This window comes from Tenacibaculum halocynthiae (assembly GCF_964512825.1).
GTDB lineage: Bacteria > Bacteroidota > Bacteroidia > Flavobacteriales > Flavobacteriaceae > Polaribacter > Polaribacter halocynthiae.
Genome location: NZ_CAZELG010000021.1, coordinates 376,272 through 393,152, shown reverse-complemented (window position 1 = coordinate 393,152; position 16,881 = coordinate 376,272). Strand labels below are relative to the sequence as shown.

Annotated in this window: 18 protein-coding genes; 14 read left to right on the top strand and 4 right to left on the bottom strand. The window is 28.5% G+C overall.

The genetic code is table 11. The annotated features are described in order from the left end of the window. The first annotated feature begins 24 nt into the window (after positions 1-24). From ACKTTQ_RS08770 to ACKTTQ_RS08755, 4 genes are read left to right on the top strand one after another with little or no spacing between them, the layout of a single operon-like run. Entirely contained in the window at positions 25-438 is a 414-nt protein-coding gene (locus tag ACKTTQ_RS08770; RefSeq protein WP_176974429.1) for a GNAT family N-acetyltransferase, read from the top strand. A 36-nt stretch (positions 439-474) separates the two neighbouring features. Next, complete coding sequence (locus ACKTTQ_RS08765) at positions 475-876, top strand: DUF4345 domain-containing protein (protein WP_408048980.1); 402 nt, start codon at positions 475-477, stop codon at positions 874-876. 32 nt (positions 877-908) lie between these two features. Next, complete coding sequence (locus ACKTTQ_RS08760; RefSeq protein ID WP_408048979.1) at positions 909-1,547, top strand: Crp/Fnr family transcriptional regulator; 639 nt, start codon at positions 909-911, stop codon at positions 1,545-1,547. A 39-nt stretch (positions 1,548-1,586) separates the two neighbouring features. Beyond that, positions 1,587-2,405, top strand: coding sequence for an alpha/beta fold hydrolase (locus ACKTTQ_RS08755; RefSeq protein ID WP_408048978.1), 819 nt, complete (start codon positions 1,587-1,589; stop codon positions 2,403-2,405). 56 nt (positions 2,406-2,461) lie between these two features. Here the strand turns inward: ACKTTQ_RS08755 and ACKTTQ_RS08750 are convergent, their stop codons facing one another. Next, positions 2,462-3,352, bottom strand: a complete 891-nt coding sequence (locus ACKTTQ_RS08750) for a LysR family transcriptional regulator (RefSeq protein WP_408048977.1) — start codon at positions 3,350-3,352, stop codon at positions 2,462-2,464. 157 nt (positions 3,353-3,509) lie between these two features. Between ACKTTQ_RS08750 and ACKTTQ_RS08745 the strand changes: the two genes are divergently transcribed. The 3 genes from ACKTTQ_RS08745 to ACKTTQ_RS08735 are packed head-to-tail and all read left to right on the top strand — an operon-like array spanning position 3,510 to position 4,643. Further along, positions 3,510-3,809 carry an NIPSNAP family protein gene (locus tag ACKTTQ_RS08745; protein ID WP_255405256.1) on the top strand — a complete coding sequence of 100 codons (300 nt, stop codon included), beginning with the start codon at positions 3,510-3,512 and terminating at the stop codon, positions 3,807-3,809. Continuing rightward, the gene (locus ACKTTQ_RS08740) at positions 3,784-4,185 is read left to right on the top strand and encodes a rhodanese-like domain-containing protein (protein ID WP_299135031.1); all 402 of its coding nucleotides are present in this window, start codon (positions 3,784-3,786) and stop codon (positions 4,183-4,185) included. The genes ACKTTQ_RS08745 and ACKTTQ_RS08740 overlap by 26 nt, the downstream gene beginning before the upstream one ends. 11 nt (positions 4,186-4,196) lie before the next feature. Then, positions 4,197-4,643 carry a GNAT family N-acetyltransferase gene (locus ACKTTQ_RS08735; RefSeq protein ID WP_093871686.1) on the top strand — a complete coding sequence of 149 codons (447 nt, stop codon included), beginning with the start codon at positions 4,197-4,199 and terminating at the stop codon, positions 4,641-4,643. A gap of 84 nt (positions 4,644-4,727) precedes the next feature. Here ACKTTQ_RS08735 and ACKTTQ_RS08730 read toward each other — a convergent pair whose 3' ends face one another. Next, entirely contained in the window at positions 4,728-5,789 is a 1,062-nt protein-coding gene (locus ACKTTQ_RS08730) for an Omp28-related outer membrane protein (RefSeq protein ID WP_093871685.1), read from the bottom strand. A 238-nt stretch (positions 5,790-6,027) separates the two neighbouring features. Here ACKTTQ_RS08730 and ACKTTQ_RS08725 point away from each other — a divergent pair, with 238 nt between their 5' ends. Further along, positions 6,028-6,510, top strand: a complete 483-nt coding sequence (locus ACKTTQ_RS08725; protein ID WP_093872073.1) for a TlpA family protein disulfide reductase — start codon at positions 6,028-6,030, stop codon at positions 6,508-6,510. A 4-nt stretch (positions 6,511-6,514) separates the two neighbouring features. Beyond that, entirely contained in the window at positions 6,515-8,161 is a 1,647-nt protein-coding gene (locus tag ACKTTQ_RS08720; protein ID WP_408048976.1) for a DUF6029 family protein, read from the top strand. 70 nt (positions 8,162-8,231) lie between these two features. Here ACKTTQ_RS08720 and ACKTTQ_RS08715 read toward each other — a convergent pair whose 3' ends face one another. Both ACKTTQ_RS08715 and ACKTTQ_RS08710 read right to left on the bottom strand, forming a co-directional pair. Further along, the gene (locus ACKTTQ_RS08715; protein ID WP_408048975.1) at positions 8,232-9,440 is read right to left on the bottom strand and encodes a M24 family metallopeptidase; all 1,209 of its coding nucleotides are present in this window, start codon (positions 9,438-9,440) and stop codon (positions 8,232-8,234) included. A gap of 12 nt (positions 9,441-9,452) precedes the next feature. Beyond that, positions 9,453-10,778, bottom strand: coding sequence for a S28 family serine protease (locus tag ACKTTQ_RS08710; RefSeq protein WP_113787410.1), 1,326 nt, complete (start codon positions 10,776-10,778; stop codon positions 9,453-9,455). A gap of 137 nt (positions 10,779-10,915) precedes the next feature. On the opposite strand from ACKTTQ_RS08710, the gene lhpI reads away from it, so the two are divergent. The 5 genes from lhpI to ACKTTQ_RS08685 all read left to right on the top strand — a co-directional run bounded on the left by lhpI (position 10,916) and on the right by ACKTTQ_RS08685 (position 16,881). Continuing rightward, entirely contained in the window at positions 10,916-11,875 is a 960-nt protein-coding gene (lhpI, locus tag ACKTTQ_RS08705; protein ID WP_408048974.1) for a bifunctional Delta(1)-pyrroline-2-carboxylate/Delta(1)-piperideine-2-carboxylate reductase, read from the top strand. Then, on the top strand, positions 11,868-12,935 hold the full coding sequence (locus tag ACKTTQ_RS08700; RefSeq protein WP_408048973.1) for a proline racemase family protein: 1,068 nt from the start codon (positions 11,868-11,870) through the stop codon (positions 12,933-12,935). Before lhpI ends, ACKTTQ_RS08700 begins: the two co-directional genes overlap by 8 nt. A 78-nt stretch (positions 12,936-13,013) precedes the next feature. Further along, the gene (locus ACKTTQ_RS08695; protein ID WP_093871679.1) at positions 13,014-14,009 is read left to right on the top strand and encodes a GntR family transcriptional regulator; all 996 of its coding nucleotides are present in this window, start codon (positions 13,014-13,016) and stop codon (positions 14,007-14,009) included. Between the two features lie 9 nt (positions 14,010-14,018). Beyond that, the gene (locus ACKTTQ_RS08690) at positions 14,019-14,888 is read left to right on the top strand and encodes an aldose 1-epimerase (protein WP_408048972.1); all 870 of its coding nucleotides are present in this window, start codon (positions 14,019-14,021) and stop codon (positions 14,886-14,888) included. Then, the gene (locus tag ACKTTQ_RS08685) at positions 14,881-16,881 is read left to right on the top strand and encodes an MGH1-like glycoside hydrolase domain-containing protein (RefSeq protein ID WP_408048971.1); all 2,001 of its coding nucleotides are present in this window, start codon (positions 14,881-14,883) and stop codon (positions 16,879-16,881) included. Before ACKTTQ_RS08690 ends, ACKTTQ_RS08685 begins: the two co-directional genes overlap by 8 nt.

The following is a 16,881-nucleotide window of genomic DNA, read 5'->3' as shown; positions in this document are numbered from 1 at the left end:
AAAAGAAAAAAATAAGTAAACACTATGGCTACAGAAGTTAGACAAATAAATTCCTCTGATGTTTTACCTATTCGGCATAAAGTTATGTGGCCTAATATGCCAATATCCTATGTTAAATTAGAAGGAGATATGAATGCAAGGCATTTTGGTTTATTTGTAAATGGTAAAATAACCTCAATAATATCACTGTTTACTAAGAATAATGAAGTTCAATTTAGAAAATTTGCAACATTAATTGAATATCAAGGGTTAGGTCATGGTACAGTTTTATTAAAAAACATTATAAATGTTATTAAAAAAGAAGGAGCTAAAAGAATATGGTGTAATGCTCGAGTTGAAAAAGAAAAATTTTATAAAAAATTTGATTTAAAAGCTACAACGAATAAATTTAACAAAGGAGGAATAGAGTATGTGATTATGGAAAATATTATAGATTAAGAGCTATGTACTAATTAAAGAAAACATACTATTTAAATGAATTATAAAGGAATTCTATTTTTTAAAAATTTGCATCTTGTTATTTCTTTATTGATTGTAGTACCAACTGCGATTATTTATGGAACACCGTCAATATTATCTACCAATTTAAACATAGAAGTAAGTACGATAGATCTTTCTAATTTACTTAAAGCAATTATGTGTTTATATATCGGGATTTCTTGTATTTGGTTAGTAGGTATTATTAAAGAAAAATACTGGAAAAGTGCTACACAACTAAATATTTTATTTATGTTGACTTTAGCTACTGGGCGAATATTAAGCATTATTATGGATGGTATTCCAACAAATGGATATGTTTTTGGAGTTATAGCTGAGCTTATTATTGGTTTGTTTTCTGTTTATCAGCTAAAAAAATATAAAACAGTATCAAATTAAAAATAGAAAAGTAACTAGAAAATTTAAGGGAAATGGAAATAAATAATGCAATTAAACCAATTCAGGCTTATTCAAGTGCTTTAAGAGAGGTTTGTCCTGATTTAAATTATGATGAAATTGACTTCCATACTACTAAAGTTACTGTAACAAAGTTAAAAGCCAAGAAAAATTACTTAATAGCTGGACAGATCCAAGAAAGTTTAGGGTTTGTTTTTAAAGGACTATTAAGAATTTTTTATATAAATAATACAGGAGAAGAAATAACAGTTACTTTTATAAAAGAGAATTTTTATGCCGCAGATTATAACGCTTTTATCAAACAAGCTCCTTCTAAGTACTATATCCAAACTATAGAATCATCGTTATTAGTAAATGTTCCATTTAATTTAATACAAGAATCATATTCCAAATATAAGAGTTTCGAAAAATTTGGTAGGTTGATAGCTGAAAATTATCTGAACTCAAGACAAAATAGAATAGAGAGTTTTTTATTTGAGAACGCTGAACAAAGGTATACTAACTTTATTTCGAGAAATAAAGATATTCTAAACCGTATTTCACTTACACACCTTTCTTCTTTTTTAGGTATAAAAAGACAAACATTAACTAGAATTAGGAAAAAGTTAATTCAATGTAATATTGACACAAATGTGTCATGTAAAAAACACTAAAATAATGGAGTTTTGTAAGATTATTAATAATCATTACAAATGAACTTAAAAAAAGTATTTAATACGTTACAGAAAGTTTCTCCAAAACTAGCAGCAAGAATTGCATTTAACTTTATATCAAAACCTAAAAACAGGAAAATAAGAACATTTGAAAAATCGATATTAGAAAAAGCAAACGAAAGTATAATTCGATTTAAAAAATTTAATATCAAGGAGTATAACTGGGGAGCTGGAGATAAGAAAGCATTACTCATTCATGGTTGGGGAGGAAGAGCTTCTAATTTTGGAGCAATCATTCCTGAATTAACAAAAAAAGGGTATAAAGTTGTAAGTTTTGATGGACCTAGTCATGGAGCCAGTACAAAGAAAAAAACAAGTTTTTTTGAAATGTCTGATTTAGTAAAGGTGTTTTTACAAAAAGAAGACTATGATTTAGTGATAACTCATTCAATGGGATCAGTGTTTACTTTTACAGCTATGAGTTCGTTAAAGTATAAAGTGAAGCAGATGATTATTTTAACAACACCTTTAAAATTTATAGAGTTTATTGAACTTGCTGTTGCTGAATTTGGTTTAATACCTAAAACAACTAAATTATTGATTAATAAAATAAGAAAAACGACAACAAAATACGATCCACTAACACTTAATGCGAGTACTATTATTAAAGATATCGAAATGAAAAATGTTACGTTGATCCATGATAAATTTGATAAAGTAATTCCAATAGAAAAAACTAAATCAGTAAGTTCTTTAATAAAAAGTTCTAAATTTATTGAAATAGAGGGAACAGGACATTTTAAAATGCTTTGGTCAAAAAAAGTAATTAAAATTATTGAACAACAAGTTTTAGTATAGAATACTCAAAAAGAAATAGTTATTTAAAACCATTACTTTTTTTTATTTTGAAAGAATTATTCGATTGAAAATTCATCAGTAAAATTTGAAATAAAATCGCGAATATATTTTTTAATTTTATCCGATTTCCTAATAACTAAAAAATGATTCCTTTTTAATCCTTTTTTTTCTATTTTTTTAAAAACAATATCATTGGAGATGTTAAACGATTTTAAAGTCCATTTAGGAAGGCACATTATTCCAAAATTTGCTTCAACCATTTTTAAAGCGACTTCTGTAAGTGGTATGGCAGAAATTTTAGCAGGAATAATTTTGTTTGGCTTTAATAATTTCTCATAAATTGAAACAGTTTCTAAAGGATAAGAATGTATTATTAAATGTACATTTGAAAAATCACTTACAGTAAGATAGTCTAACTTACTTAGTTCATTTTCTTTGTGCATTATTGCAAAAATTTTATCTTCATAAATATCAATGCTAGTTAGTAAATTATTTTTAGGTTTAGAAGTAACTATGGCTATGTCAATTTCATTGGATAGTAATTTTGTAATTGGTTGATGCGTAGCCTCAAGAATTAAATCTAGATTAATATCAGGGTATAAGATTCCCATTTTTTGAATAAAACGAGGTAAAGTCTGATAAAATGAATAACACTCAGTACTTACTTTAATTGTACCTGTAGAACCAGCTCTTATGTTTTCAATATTTTTGAAACTAGAATCGATACTTTTTAAAATTGAATTCCCTAAGTTGTAAAGTTCAATACCTTCCTCAGTTAACGACCATTTGTTTCTAGTACGATGAAATACCTTAAACCCTAGTTGTTCTTCTAAATCTTTTAGTTGATGACTTAAGGCAGATTGCGTTAAAAATAACTTTTCACTTGAATTAGCAATACTTCCTTCTTCAGCTATAGTTTTAATCAACCTAAAATACTTTATTTCCATAAAATCAAAGTTACAATAATATGAATATACTTTAGTTGAAAAAAAATCAATCATAGATGCATAATGCTCATTTTAATTTTTTAATAGACAACAAATGTGATTATATATTTGTCAATATAAATCAAGAAAATGATAACCTGTTACTTAAAATATACAATTGATCCATATTAAAGTAAAAGAGTTTGAAAAGTATGCAAAAATGTGGATTCCTTTAGTAGAAAAGTTTGAAGGGATACACCACGGATATTTTTTACCTCATGAAGGTGCAAATAATATTGCAGTAGCTTTATTTAGTTTTAAATCACTTTCAATGTATGAAAAATATAGAATAGATAGTGAAACAGATACAGCTTGTAAAAAGGCATATGAATTTGCATATAAAACTAAATGTATTATTAGTTATGAACGAAATTTTTTAAAACCAATATTAGATGAAACAAGCACAAAAACAAATTGAATTTTACGAAAACAAATTAAATTATGAAATGGATCCTTCAGATTTATATGAAGCTTTTGAAAAAGGTACTGATTATATTGCTTTAGATGCAAGGAGAAAGTTTGGGTTTGATAAAGAACATATTCCAACAGCTATAAACATTCCATATATAGAAATGACAGAAGAAAGCACTAAAAGCTTAGATAAAACTAAAACTTATGTTTGTTATTGTGATGGAATTGGCTGTAATGCATCAACAAAAGGGGCATTAAAAATGACTAAATTAGGTTTTAAAGTGAAGGAACTCATAGGAGGAATTGAATGGTGGAAATTTGATGGATATGCAACAAATGGCACTAAACCTACAAAGGGCTCGGAATTTGAATGTGCTTGTTAAAAATCTGAAAAATGAATATACGGTTTATTCAAAAAAAAGATGTAAAAGAGTTATTAGAACTATGTAAGTTGCATGCTATTTATGAAAAATCAGATTTTAATAGTAAAGGTAAAGAAAAGTTGTTCTTAGAATGTTTTTTTAAAAAGCCTTTAACTGTTAACTGTCTGGTGGCAGAAGATAAAGATGAAATAGTTGGATACTCTACATTTATGAAACAATTCTCTACTTGGGATGCTGAATTTTATATGTATTTAGATTGTTTGTTTTTAATGGAAAAAATAAGAGGGAAAGGCGTAGGAGTTAAAATGATGAACAAGATAAAGATGCATGCAAAATCTGAAAATTGTACAAGTATACAATGGCAAACTCCTAGTTTTAATAAAGAAGCAATTCAGTTTTACCAAAAAGTAGGTGCTAAATATAAAACTAAAGAAAGGTTTTTATGGAGTGGCATTTAATGAATATAACTTTATGTTAGTAGAATAAAAAAAGTGACTGTTTTACAAGACAGTCACTTCTTATTATTAGTTTATACTTACTAATTATTTTACTTCAAAATTATTAGAAGTACTTACTTTAGCACTTCTTGAATTTATAGCAGCCTTAGTGTCTCCATTAGAAACGATAGCAACAAAACTCATTTTACTAGAATCTTTGATTGTACTTGGTACACTTCCTTTAAATTCTTTCGTGTAAACATTATCTTTTACTGTTTCTTTAGAGTCAATTTCATCTCCTAGAACGCTTGTAAAAGAATGTCTTAAAATATAGTTGTGTTTAAAGTCAGCAATATCTGAAGCTCCACCATAATAACTTGTATAGTTTTTCTGACTTAATACAATACCGTCTTCAAGAGCAAAAACAGTTAGTTTTAGTTTTCCTGCATAAGTGTTTCCAAACTTAACACTAACTTTAAGGTTCATGTCTGTACCATTTAAAGTAGATTCCATTTTAATACCTAAAACAGCATTGTCTTTTATTAAATTTAAAATTTCTGCAGTGTTTTGTGGTTCAGGACTTGACCATAATTTAGCTCTATCAACATAAGCAGTAGGGTATCCTTTAACATCAAAAGCTTTGGCTAATTCTTTTGAATATTTATTCTCCATGTTATCACCAATATGTGCGGCAATAGGAATCATGTTGCTTGTTTTATCGCTTACTAGTTTCAATGCATGTGAAACTCTTGGACACCAACCACACCAAGCACCTGTATAGTCTTCAACTACAACATTCTTTTGAAAAGTAGCTCCTTTAGCCTCACAAGTTAAGTTAAGTTTGTTTTTACTTGTTACATTTTTGTAAATAGCTTTTACTTCATATGCTTTAGCAGTTGTTGGTTTAAATGAGTCACCACTAATTTTATCACCATTTACATAAATAGTAGCACTTGTTGTAACATTTATACCTCCGTTAGCAATAACAGTAAATTTTACAACCTCACCAGTAAAAATAATATCACCGTCTTTGTCTTTTTTTATTTCAACACTTTTTACAGTTTCTTCATTACCAGGATCGGCATCAGAAGAAGCAGAACATGCCATAAAAAGAGTAAAAGTTAAAGCGCAAACAATAGAGCTTAAAAATAATTTTGTTGTTTTCATAATTTATATAGTTCTTAATTTGTTGACTATAAAACAACAAAAAACTAATTTACCCTACATTTTTTTTACGTTTTTTTTGATAACTCTATTTTTTTTTAGTTAAAAATTTAAACTTAACCGAAATAATTAACATACTTTCACACTTTTTTAGTCTAAATATTAAAATATTTGTAGGGAAAACATCTTTCTTTTTGTTACATAATAGATGTAAACATAATGTTAAATGAAAAACTTAAAAATGAAAAAAATTATTTTATTCTGCTTGTTATTAACTACTATAATGAGCTATTCACAAAAAACTGTACCAAACAAGAGACTTCATAATTTAAAAGGGATTTCTGTTAATATTTCTGATGAAATTTCGAAAGACAAAATAACCATTCTTAGTTTTTGGGCTACCTGGTGTGTACCTTGTTTAAATGAGTTAGATGCAATTAATGATGTATATGACGAATGGCAAGAGGAAACAAATGTAGAATTAATAGCTATTTCAACTGATGATTCTAGATCTCAAAAAAGAGTAAAAGCTCTAGCGAATGGAAAAGCTTGGGATTATAAAATTCTTTTAGATAAAAATCAAGAATTACAAAGAGCTTTAAATATCAATACTGTGCCTGAGTTGTTAGTTGTAAAGAATAATAAAATTATATACAGGCATTCGGGGTATTCACCTGGGTTTGAAGATGAACTTTATGAAATAATTAAAAAGAATGTAGATTAAGATCATGAAAAACAACCTACTAACACTTTGCTTTGTTTTTTTAAGCTTTTTATTAAATGCTCAAGAAAACGATTACTTATCAATAGGGTTTGAATCTAACTCACAATATTATATGGATGATTCAAAAACTGGGGATTTTGTTGCTCCAAATAGATTTAGATCTAATAATTATTTAACTGTTGAATATGGATATAAAAATTTTTATGCAGGATTACAGGTAGAAAGTTATTCACCAATGGCTTTGTTAAATTATTATCCAGGTTTTGAAAAAACTAATTTAGGTCTTTATTATGCTGGTTACAAATCAGAAAAAATAAATCTTACAGTTGGTCATTTTTATGAACAATTTGGAAGTGGATTGATTTTTAGAACATGGGAGAATAGGCAATTAGGGATTAATAATGCTTTAAGGGGAGCTCGTGTAAAATATTTCCCAACAGATTATATCGATGTAACAGCTGTTTTTGGACAACAGAGAGCCGGTTTTAAATATTCAGATGGAACAGTTTTTGGATTTGATTCTAATATAGATTTATCACAATTATTGAGTTTTGAAAATTCTAATTTGGTTTTCGGAGTTAGTTATCTTGGAAGAAACCAAAAGAATGAAATCTTGACACCTAAATTTAATTCATTAACAAATAGCTTTTCTGGGAGAGTAGATTTTTCTTCAGGTAATTTCTATTCTAACGCTGAATATGTAACGAAAGGAGAAGATGCTATTTATGTTTTTGGAAATGTAAGAAATGCTAAAAAAGGAAACTCTTTTTTATTAAACTTAGGATATGCTAAAAAAGGTTTAGGTATTGATGTTACTTTAAGAAGAATGGAAAATGCTAACTTCTATTCAGAAAGAGATGCAGTAAAGGAAAATTTTAATCAAAATATTATAAATTACATTCCAGGGCTTACTAAACAACATGATTATCTGTTAACGAATATATATGTATATCAAGCGCAACCTCAAATTTCTTTTATAGACCCTACTTTAGTGAAGTTAGGAGAAATAGGAGGGCAAATGGATTTGTATTATAAAATAAAGAAAAAAACTCTTTTAGGAGGGAAGTACGGAACCAAAATAGCTGTAAATGCTTCTTATTGGGCAGGGTTAAAAGGAGATGTAGATTTTAATAATTTTGATTATGATACTTCTCTTTTAGGTTTTGGAGAAAAATATTTTTCTGAGGTAAGTTTAGAAGTTCGTAAAAAATGGTCAAAAAAATGGAGTAGTATTTTTTATTATGTAAACCAATATTATAATAAACGTTTTATAGAAGAGCAAGCAGGAGAGGTAAGAGCTGATATTTTAGTTGGTGAGTCAACATTTAAAATAGGAAATGGAAAATCCATTCGTTTTGAAGCTCAACATTTATGGACTAAAGATGATAGAAAGAATTGGACTGGAGGTACTGTAGAGTTTAATACTTCATCAAATTTAGCTTTTTATGTTAGTGATATTTATAATTATGGAAGTACAGATGTGTCTAAAAAAATCCATTATTACAATTTAGGAGGAAGTTATACATACAAATCACATAGGTTTGCTTTGAATTATGGAAGACAGCGTGGAGGTTTAGTTTGCGTAGGAGGTGTTTGTAGAAATGTTCCTGAAAGTACGGGAGTTACTGTAAACATAAGTATGAGTTTCTAATCATATAAATGTGATATAAATTAAAAAGGCTACCCATACATAGAGGGTAGCCTTTTTTATATAAGTGTTATTACTCTCCAAACGGATTATCTATAGAAAGCATTGGTTTTGTAAACCATTTAGGACCACTTTCTGTCATGTAAATATGATCTTCATGTCGAATTCCAAACTCTCTAGGAACACAAATCATAGGTTCATTACTAAAGCACATTCCTGGTTCTAAAATAGTTGAATCGTTACTAACAATATATGGCCATTCATGAATATCTAGACCAATTCCATGTCCCGTTCTATGTGGAAGTCCAGGTAACTTGTAATTTGGACCTAATTTATTATTTTCTAACACAGCTCTGGAAGCTTTGTCAATAGAAGCGCAAGAATTACCAATTTGAGCGGCATTAAAAGCTGCTAGTTGAGTTTCTTTTTCAATATTCCATATTTCACGTTGTTTGTTAGTAGGAGTACCAAAAACATATGTTCTAGTAATGTCTGAAATGTAATCATGTAATTGGCATCCAGTATCCACTAAAACAATTTCATTTTCTTCTAAATCTTTCGGGGTTTTTACACCATGTGGAAAAGAAGAATCTACTCCAAAAAGAACTATACAAAAATAAGAACCAGAAGGTATGCCGAAGCGCTTGTGTGCCTCGTGGATAAACTCTGTAACTTCTTTTGTACTGATTCCTATATGTAAAATTCGTGCAGTTGCTTTTTGAACTTCTAAAGTTATATCCATTGCACGTTGAATAATAGCTATTTCGGCTTTAGATTTTACCATTCTACAAGAAGCAGTAATAGTTTTAGCATCTTCAAAATTGTAACTTGTTGTAAGTTTAGAAATACCATTAGAAACAAAAAAAGGAGTAGCTTCGTCTATAAAAACTGTTCCACCGTTAATATTTCTTTTTTCCAATAGAGCTATAAATAGCTCATATGGGCTTTCATGTTCCTCCCAGCATTGTACTTTTCCTTGAATAAGCATAAAGTCTAGAATAGTACCCTCTTCAAATTTAGGAGCTATATATTCTATATCTCCATTTGAAAATAAAATAGCACCTACCATACGTTCACTAGAGTTCCATTTAGTACCAGTGAAATAAAATAAGTTAGTACCAGCATGTAAATACATGGCTTGGGCATTCATCTTCTTTAATAAGCTTGAAGCTTTTTGTATACGTTGTTGAAATTCTTCCTTTTGTATTGGTTGAATATCATTAATATTGGGTTTTATTTTTGCTAATTCTTCAGCTATTGTTGAACCTCCAATTCCAATCATTTGGTTTGTTGTTTAATTATTGTATAATTTATAAATCTGTGTTTTTTCACCTAACCAACTTTGAAGTTTAGCATATATTTTATCTTGATCTTTTTTAGAAAAATGTTTAATTCTAGTGCTATGATCTGAGTTAGCTAAAACCATTTTAAGGGCATCAACTTCTGGCTTTGGAGTTGGTGCACATGCACCCCAAGGGTCGTATGCTCCATAAATATATAAAATATTATTACCTTTATTTTCAGCATAGTTTCTAACATCCTTAATATATTTTGAATTGTAAGTTAGATCTACATCTTTAGGAGCAAATCTTTTGTTAGAGGTACTTGTAACTACTTTTAGTAAATCTTTTACAGGGGCAAAATCAAACCCATAATATCCTAATTCTCTCATGTGCTGATAAAATGAAGGAAGATATTTCTTATAACCTTTATCTGAATAAAATCCAATACCCACAGCTTTATGTATGTAGTTTACTAAATCTTTAATAGGCGCATCAATTGAAGGAATTTCTTCACAGTTACCGCCTCTCCATTGCCAGAATGAAAAAGGAAACTCTAAAACAGCATATTCTAAAGCTTCTTCATGTGGAACCTCGTTAAATTGTAAATTATTCTTAGCTGCAATTTCCTTAAAAGCATCAAGTGCTTTTGTTCTATTTTTTAAAACTTTTCTTTGTAGGTTTTTAATCTTGTCTCTACATTCAGAGCTTCCAACAGAGTTAATTAAATTAGTAGTACGTTGGTCTTCTAATCCATTAATCATAGGAGCAACATAAGGAACAGCAACATCAATATCGTTTGGATATTTTGATTTGTAAATTAACGTAGTTTCTCCTCCTTTACTAATTCCTGAAGAAATCCATTTGCCTTTGTACAAAGTTTTAAGTTTGGTAACAAGATTATGGTAATCTTCAATAGCATTATCGTTTGTTAAGTGTTTCCAAGGAAGTGGTTCTGGTCTTGATTTACCATACATACGATACTCTACAATAATTTGATTTCCTTTAAATACTTTACTTATTTCACTAGTTCTATTATATGAAGCATAACCATCAGTGATTAAAACAGTAGGATTAGCATAAGCACTATGTGAAACATATATATAATGCTTAAAAGTCCCTTCTGAAGGATTTTTAGGATTGAGGTTTTGATCTAAAATAACTCTATATGATTCACTAAAATGATCTTTACTTGCTATAGAATCAATTTCAGCTTTTGGAAATAAAGTTTGTAATTGAGTTTTAAAATTTTGAACTTTAATATCTTCTTTTGAAGATTTACATGCTAAACCAATAAAGGCTAAAAAAACGAATACAATTGTATTTCTAAGATGTTTCATAAAAAATAATTTATAACATAAAGATACTAGCTCTCAGAAATAGCTAGTGATACTATTTTAGCTATAGTTTGTATAATATTATTCTTTATTATGGTAATATTGAATGTAGTTTTTAAGAATTTAATACTTTTAGTATCATGAATGAAATTCTACAAATATCAGACACGTTTATTGAGCAAAATACAGTGTTTTTAGAGTTAGTAAACGAGTTAAAAAAAATGTTTTCTTGTAATGAGATAATAGTGCCTATGAGGCACCATCATGATTTTCCAAATCCTGAATTGAAATCTGACTCAACATTATTATTAATGCCTGCTTGGAACCCCAGTAAGAATGCAGGAGTTAAAATAGTAACAGTAAGTCCAGAAAATGGACAGTTTAATATGCCATCAATACAAGGAACTTATATTTATTTAGATGCCATAAAAGGAAGCATAAAAGCTATTTTAGAAGCCAAGAGTTTAACGGTTAAAAGAACAGCAGCAGCTTCAGCTTTAGCGTCATCATTTCTGTCAAGAAAAGATTCTAAAAGTTTATTGATGATAGGTACTGGTGCATTATCTGTGAATTTGATTAAAGCGCACGCATCGGTACGTGCTATTGAAAAAGTTTATGTTTGGGGGCGTAATTATGAAAAAGCAATAAGAATTTGTGACCAATTAAAAGGAGAGAATTACATAAGTGTTCCTGTTAAAAATATAGAAGATAAAATTTCAGAAGTTGATATCATATCTAGTGCAACATTATCTCCTAAGCCTTTGGTTTTAGGAAAATACTTAAAAGAAGGTCAGCATGTAGATTTGGTAGGTGCTTATAAAAAGGATACAAGAGAAGCTGATGATGAGGCGGTTAAAAAGTCATCAATTTATGTAGATACTTATCAAGGAGGGTTAAAAGAAAGTGGAGATATATTAATTCCATTACAGAGAGGTATTCTAAAAGAAGAAGAGGTGAAGGCTGATTTATTTGAATTATGTACAGATAAAAAAGAAGGTAGAGTATCTTCAAGTGAAATTACTTTTTTCAAATCTGTAGGTCATGCGTTAGAAGATTTAACAGCTGCTAATTATTATTATAAAAAATATACCAATGAGTAATACATATCAAAATATTTTAAAAAATACTGAATTTAGTGTACCAGAAAATTGGATGCAAATTAAAACTATTGATATGCATACTGGAGGTGAACCTTTACGGGTAATTGTAGATGGTTTTCCTGAATTGAAAGGGGACAATGTATTAGAATATAGACGTTATTGTAAAGATAATTATGATTATTTGCGTACAGCATTGATGTTTGAACCTAGAGGACATGCCGATATGTATGGTTGTATTTTGTTACCACCAAATGATGATGATGGCGATTTTGGTGTGATTTTTTTACATAATGAAGGATATTCTACTATGTGTGGACATGCAATTATTGCAATTTCAACATTAGCAATAGAAATGAATTGGATACCCATAAAGGAGGGAGATAACATTTTAAAAATAGATGCTCCTTGTGGAAGAATAACATCTTATGCAAATGTTAAAAACGGAAAAGTAACTGGAGTACGCTTTCATTGTGTTCCAAGCTTTGTAGTTGGTTTGGATAGAGAGGTTATTTTAGATGGGATAGGACCAGTGACTTATGATTTAGCTTACGGTGGTGCATTTTACGCTTATGTTGATATGGCTAAAAATAATTTTGATTTTGATTTAACTCCAAAATCATACAGAGAATTAATAGCGAAAGGAATGGATATAAAGCATGCTGTAATGGAAGTTGATAAAGAAATTTTACATCCGTTTGAAAATGATTTAAGCTTTTTATACGGAACTATTTTTATAGATAATATGAAACAATCTTCAGGAGTTGATAGTAAAAACGTTTGTATTTTTGCAGAAGGTGAAGTAGATCGTTGCCCTACAGGTTCAGGAGTGTCAGGGAGGATGGCTATACATAAAAAAAGAAAAGAAATAGGTTTTGGTGATACTATGAGTATTGAAAGTATAACTGGTTCAGTATTTAAAGGATCGGTAGTTTCAGAAGAAGATTATGGAACTTTTAAAGCTGTAATACCTCAAGTAGAAGGAACTGCACATATAACTGGAAAACAAAATTTTATTATTGACCCTCAAGACCCTATGAAAAAAGGATTTGTATTTAGGTAACATATTGGTGAGTGTATTTTTTTTATAAAACACCAACTAGTACCTACCAGTTGGTTTTTTATTTAATATATTCGTAGAGTGAAGATTAGTATAAAAGATAAAGTAGGATTACCAAAGTATAAACAAATTATAAAGTCTATTGAAGAGGCTATACTTAATGGTACTTATAAAAAAGGAGATAAACTTCCTTCTATAGGAGAAACTAAAAAAGAGCTTTCAGTTTCAAGAGATACAGTATTGTTGGCTTACGGTGATTTAAAAGCAAGAGGGATAGTACAATCAATACCAGGTAAGGGGTATTATATAAATAGTGAGAGTATTAATATTCGTCAAAAAATATTTTTACTTTTCGATGAGTTAAATGCTTTTAAAGAAGATTTATATAATTCCTTTTTAAACAAATTAGGAAATAACATTGAGGTAGATATTTTCTTTCATCATTTTAATTATGATGTTTTTCAAAAGCTAATTTTTGATAATCTAGGAAAGTATAATTATTATGTTGTGATGCCTGCTAAGTTAAATAATCTTAATAGTGTTTTGGAAAGGTTACCAAAAGATAAAGTATATATTTTAGATCAAACAAAAGAAGAGATTTCGGAATATCCTTCAATATTTCAAGATTTTGAAAAGGATATTTATAAAGGATTGGTAGGGTGTAAACATTTACTTAAAAAGTATAAGCAATTAATTTTTCTTTTTGACAAAGAAAAACAACCAGATGGGTTGCTACTTGGTTTTCAAAAATTCTGTAATGATTATAATGTTACTGGTAAGTGTATTAAAACTTTAAATGATTACAAAATTTGCAATGGAGATGTATATATAATTCCTGATGATAGAAATTTAATTAGAATAATAAAAGAGTGCAAAGAAAGTCAATTTGAAATATCTAAAGATATTGGGGTTATTTCATATAATGATACATTATTAAAAGAGATTGTAGAAGGTGGTATTACAACTATATCTACAGATTTTGAAGGTATGGGAGAAAGATTAGCATCAATGATAATTAATAATGAAAAAGTAAAAATAGCAAACCCTTATAATTTAATACTTAGAAAATCTTTATAAATATTGGAGTTGAAAAATAACAAAACAAATTTAATTCACTTAGAATTTGGTAATTCTAAAGCAGATATTTCACTGTGTAATGGAGGTGCTTTAACGAAGTTATTACTTAATGGAAAAGAAATAATTAATGATTTTTCAAAGGAAGAACCCTATCTTAAGTCGTATGCTTCAGCTGTTTTATTTCCTTTTGTGAATAGAGTTTTTAAAGGTGAATATATTTATAAAAAAGAAAAGTATACGTTTGATAATAGTCATGGTTCAGAAGCCATACATGGATTGTTATATAATAAAAAGTTTACTGAAATCAAGAGGAGAACAACGGCTGATAATGTAAGTGTAAAACTCCTGTACATCAGTAAAGAAAAAGTAATAGGGTTTCCTTATGATTATTCAGTTGAACTTATATATACACTTTATAAAGATAAAATAACATTAGATGTTTATGTAAAAAATGAGGACGATAAATCTTTTCCTTTTACAATTGGATGGCATCCTTATTTTTATACAGAAAACAGAAAAGATAGTTTATTGAAGTTTGATAGTAAAAGCATAATAGTACACAATGAAAAAATGATACCAATTGCTATGAAAGATTTAGATGGTAAACAAAATTTTTTGATAGGTAATCAAAATAGGGATAATTGCTATGAACTTAAAAATGGAAAGGCATCCTTGATAACATCCAACTATAGTATAGATGTTAAATCATCCAATAACAATAATTTTTTACAAGTGTATACTTCAGAAATAGAAAATTATATTGCTATTGAACCTGTAACAGGTATCGCAAATAGTTTTAATAACAAAATAGGTTTAAAAGAACTCAGCTCACAAGAAACATTTAACATTAAATGGACAATTCAATTACAGAATGGTTAAAAAAATAAATATAATATTAGTTTTATCTATTGTGTTGTTTAGCTGTAAACAAAACAGTAAGAATGGAAAGAAAATAAAGTTAAATGAGTATTCAAATATTCTTGATTACACTTTTTCACCACAAGAAAAATTTGATAAAAAAGGATTAATTTTTTCTGATCAAGGGGCATGGTTTGGATATAGTTTTCATGAAAACGTAGGAGAGTCAATAGGTTTTTCTGGCCCTTTTTTAATGACACAACAAAATGGTGTTTGGCTAACTACTTCATTTGTAGATTTAAATATTATTGAAAAAAATGATTTTCCTATTGCTTTACAAAAAAATAACTCAAAAAGCTATGCTAGTCATTTAGAACAAGATTATAAAAATAAGAACCTTGAAGTTTCTCAAAAACTGGTGTATAAAAATGGTCATACGGCACTTATTAAAACTTCGATAAAAAATACCTCAAATAAAAATATTAAACTAGAACTTATTTGGGGACATTCTCCAGTTTTTGCAGATGGATTGTCTTTTGAATTAGAAGATAAAATTTTAAAAATTAATTCAGTAAAATCTAAAGCAAAAGGATATTTGAAATTTCCTGATAAGGTTATTGTAAAATTAGTTGATAGTTTACATTATCAGGCAAAAAACGTGGTGAGTATAAAGCCAAAAGAAGTAAAAGAGTATAGCATATCTCAAACATTTATTTTTCCTGAATATGATTGGAATAATGAACTAAAATCAATTAAAGCAATAGACTTCGATACTATATTAAAAGAAAGGAAAAGTGAGAAGTTAAAGGAGTTAAAAAGCTTAATATCTAACAAGAAAACAACTTTTAAAGAAGGTAAATATACCCAAGTTTTAGCAAAAGCGCAGTTAACATTACAAAATAATTGGCGAATACCTGCTGGCGAAATAAAGCATGAAGGATTGTTTCCTAGTTATCACTATAAATGGTTTAATGGATTTTGGTCTTGGGATTCATGGAAGCATGCAGTAGGATTGTCATATTACAATACTGAATTAGCTAAAAAACAAATAAAATTAATGTTTGATTTTCAAAATGATGATGGTTTTGTAGCTGACTGCGTATATAGAGATACACTTATAGAAAAACATAATTATAGAGATACAAAACCACCACTAGCTGCTTGGGCTGTTGTAAAAATATACGAAAAAGAAAAGGATGTAGCGTTTGTAAAAGAAATGTATCCAAAGCTTAAAAAATACCATGAATGGTGGTACAACAAAAGAGATCATGATAAAGATGGACTTTGCGAGTATGGTTCAACTGATGGTTCATTAGTAGCAGCGAAATGGGAAAGTGGAATGGATAATGCAATTCGGTTTGATAACTCAAAAATTCTTAAAAATTCTGAAGGAGCTTATTCTTTAAATCAAGAAAGTGTTGATTTAAATGCTTATTTATATGCTGAAAAAAAATATTTAGCATTACTAGCAAAAATAGAAAAAAAAGAAGATGATAGAGTGATTTTTTTAAAAGAGGCTGAACAGTTAAAAGCATTGATACAGCAACAATTTTATGATGAAAAAGAAGGATGGTTTTATGATACTAGTATTGATGGTGAAAAGTTTATAAAAGGTGAAGGAAGTGAAGGGTGGACTCCGCTTTGGGCTAAAGTAGCATCGCAAAAACAAGCAGAAAAGATAAAAAATAAAATGATGAATCCTGCAAAATTTTATACAAAAGTACCATTTCAAACTATGAGTGCAGACCATGAAAAATTTAATCCTTTAAAAGGATATTGGAGAGGTCCGAATTGGTTAGATCAAGCATATTTTGGAGTAAAAGGGCTTCATAATTATGGTTTTATAAACGAAGCTAATAAGGCAACAAAGCAAATTTTAGTAGGAGCAAATGGTGTTTTAGAAAAAGGTAAATCCATAAGAGAAAACTATCATCCAATTACTGGAAAAGGATTAAATGCTCAAAATTTTAGTTGGAGTGCTGCACATATTATAATGTTATTACAAAAAGATTAA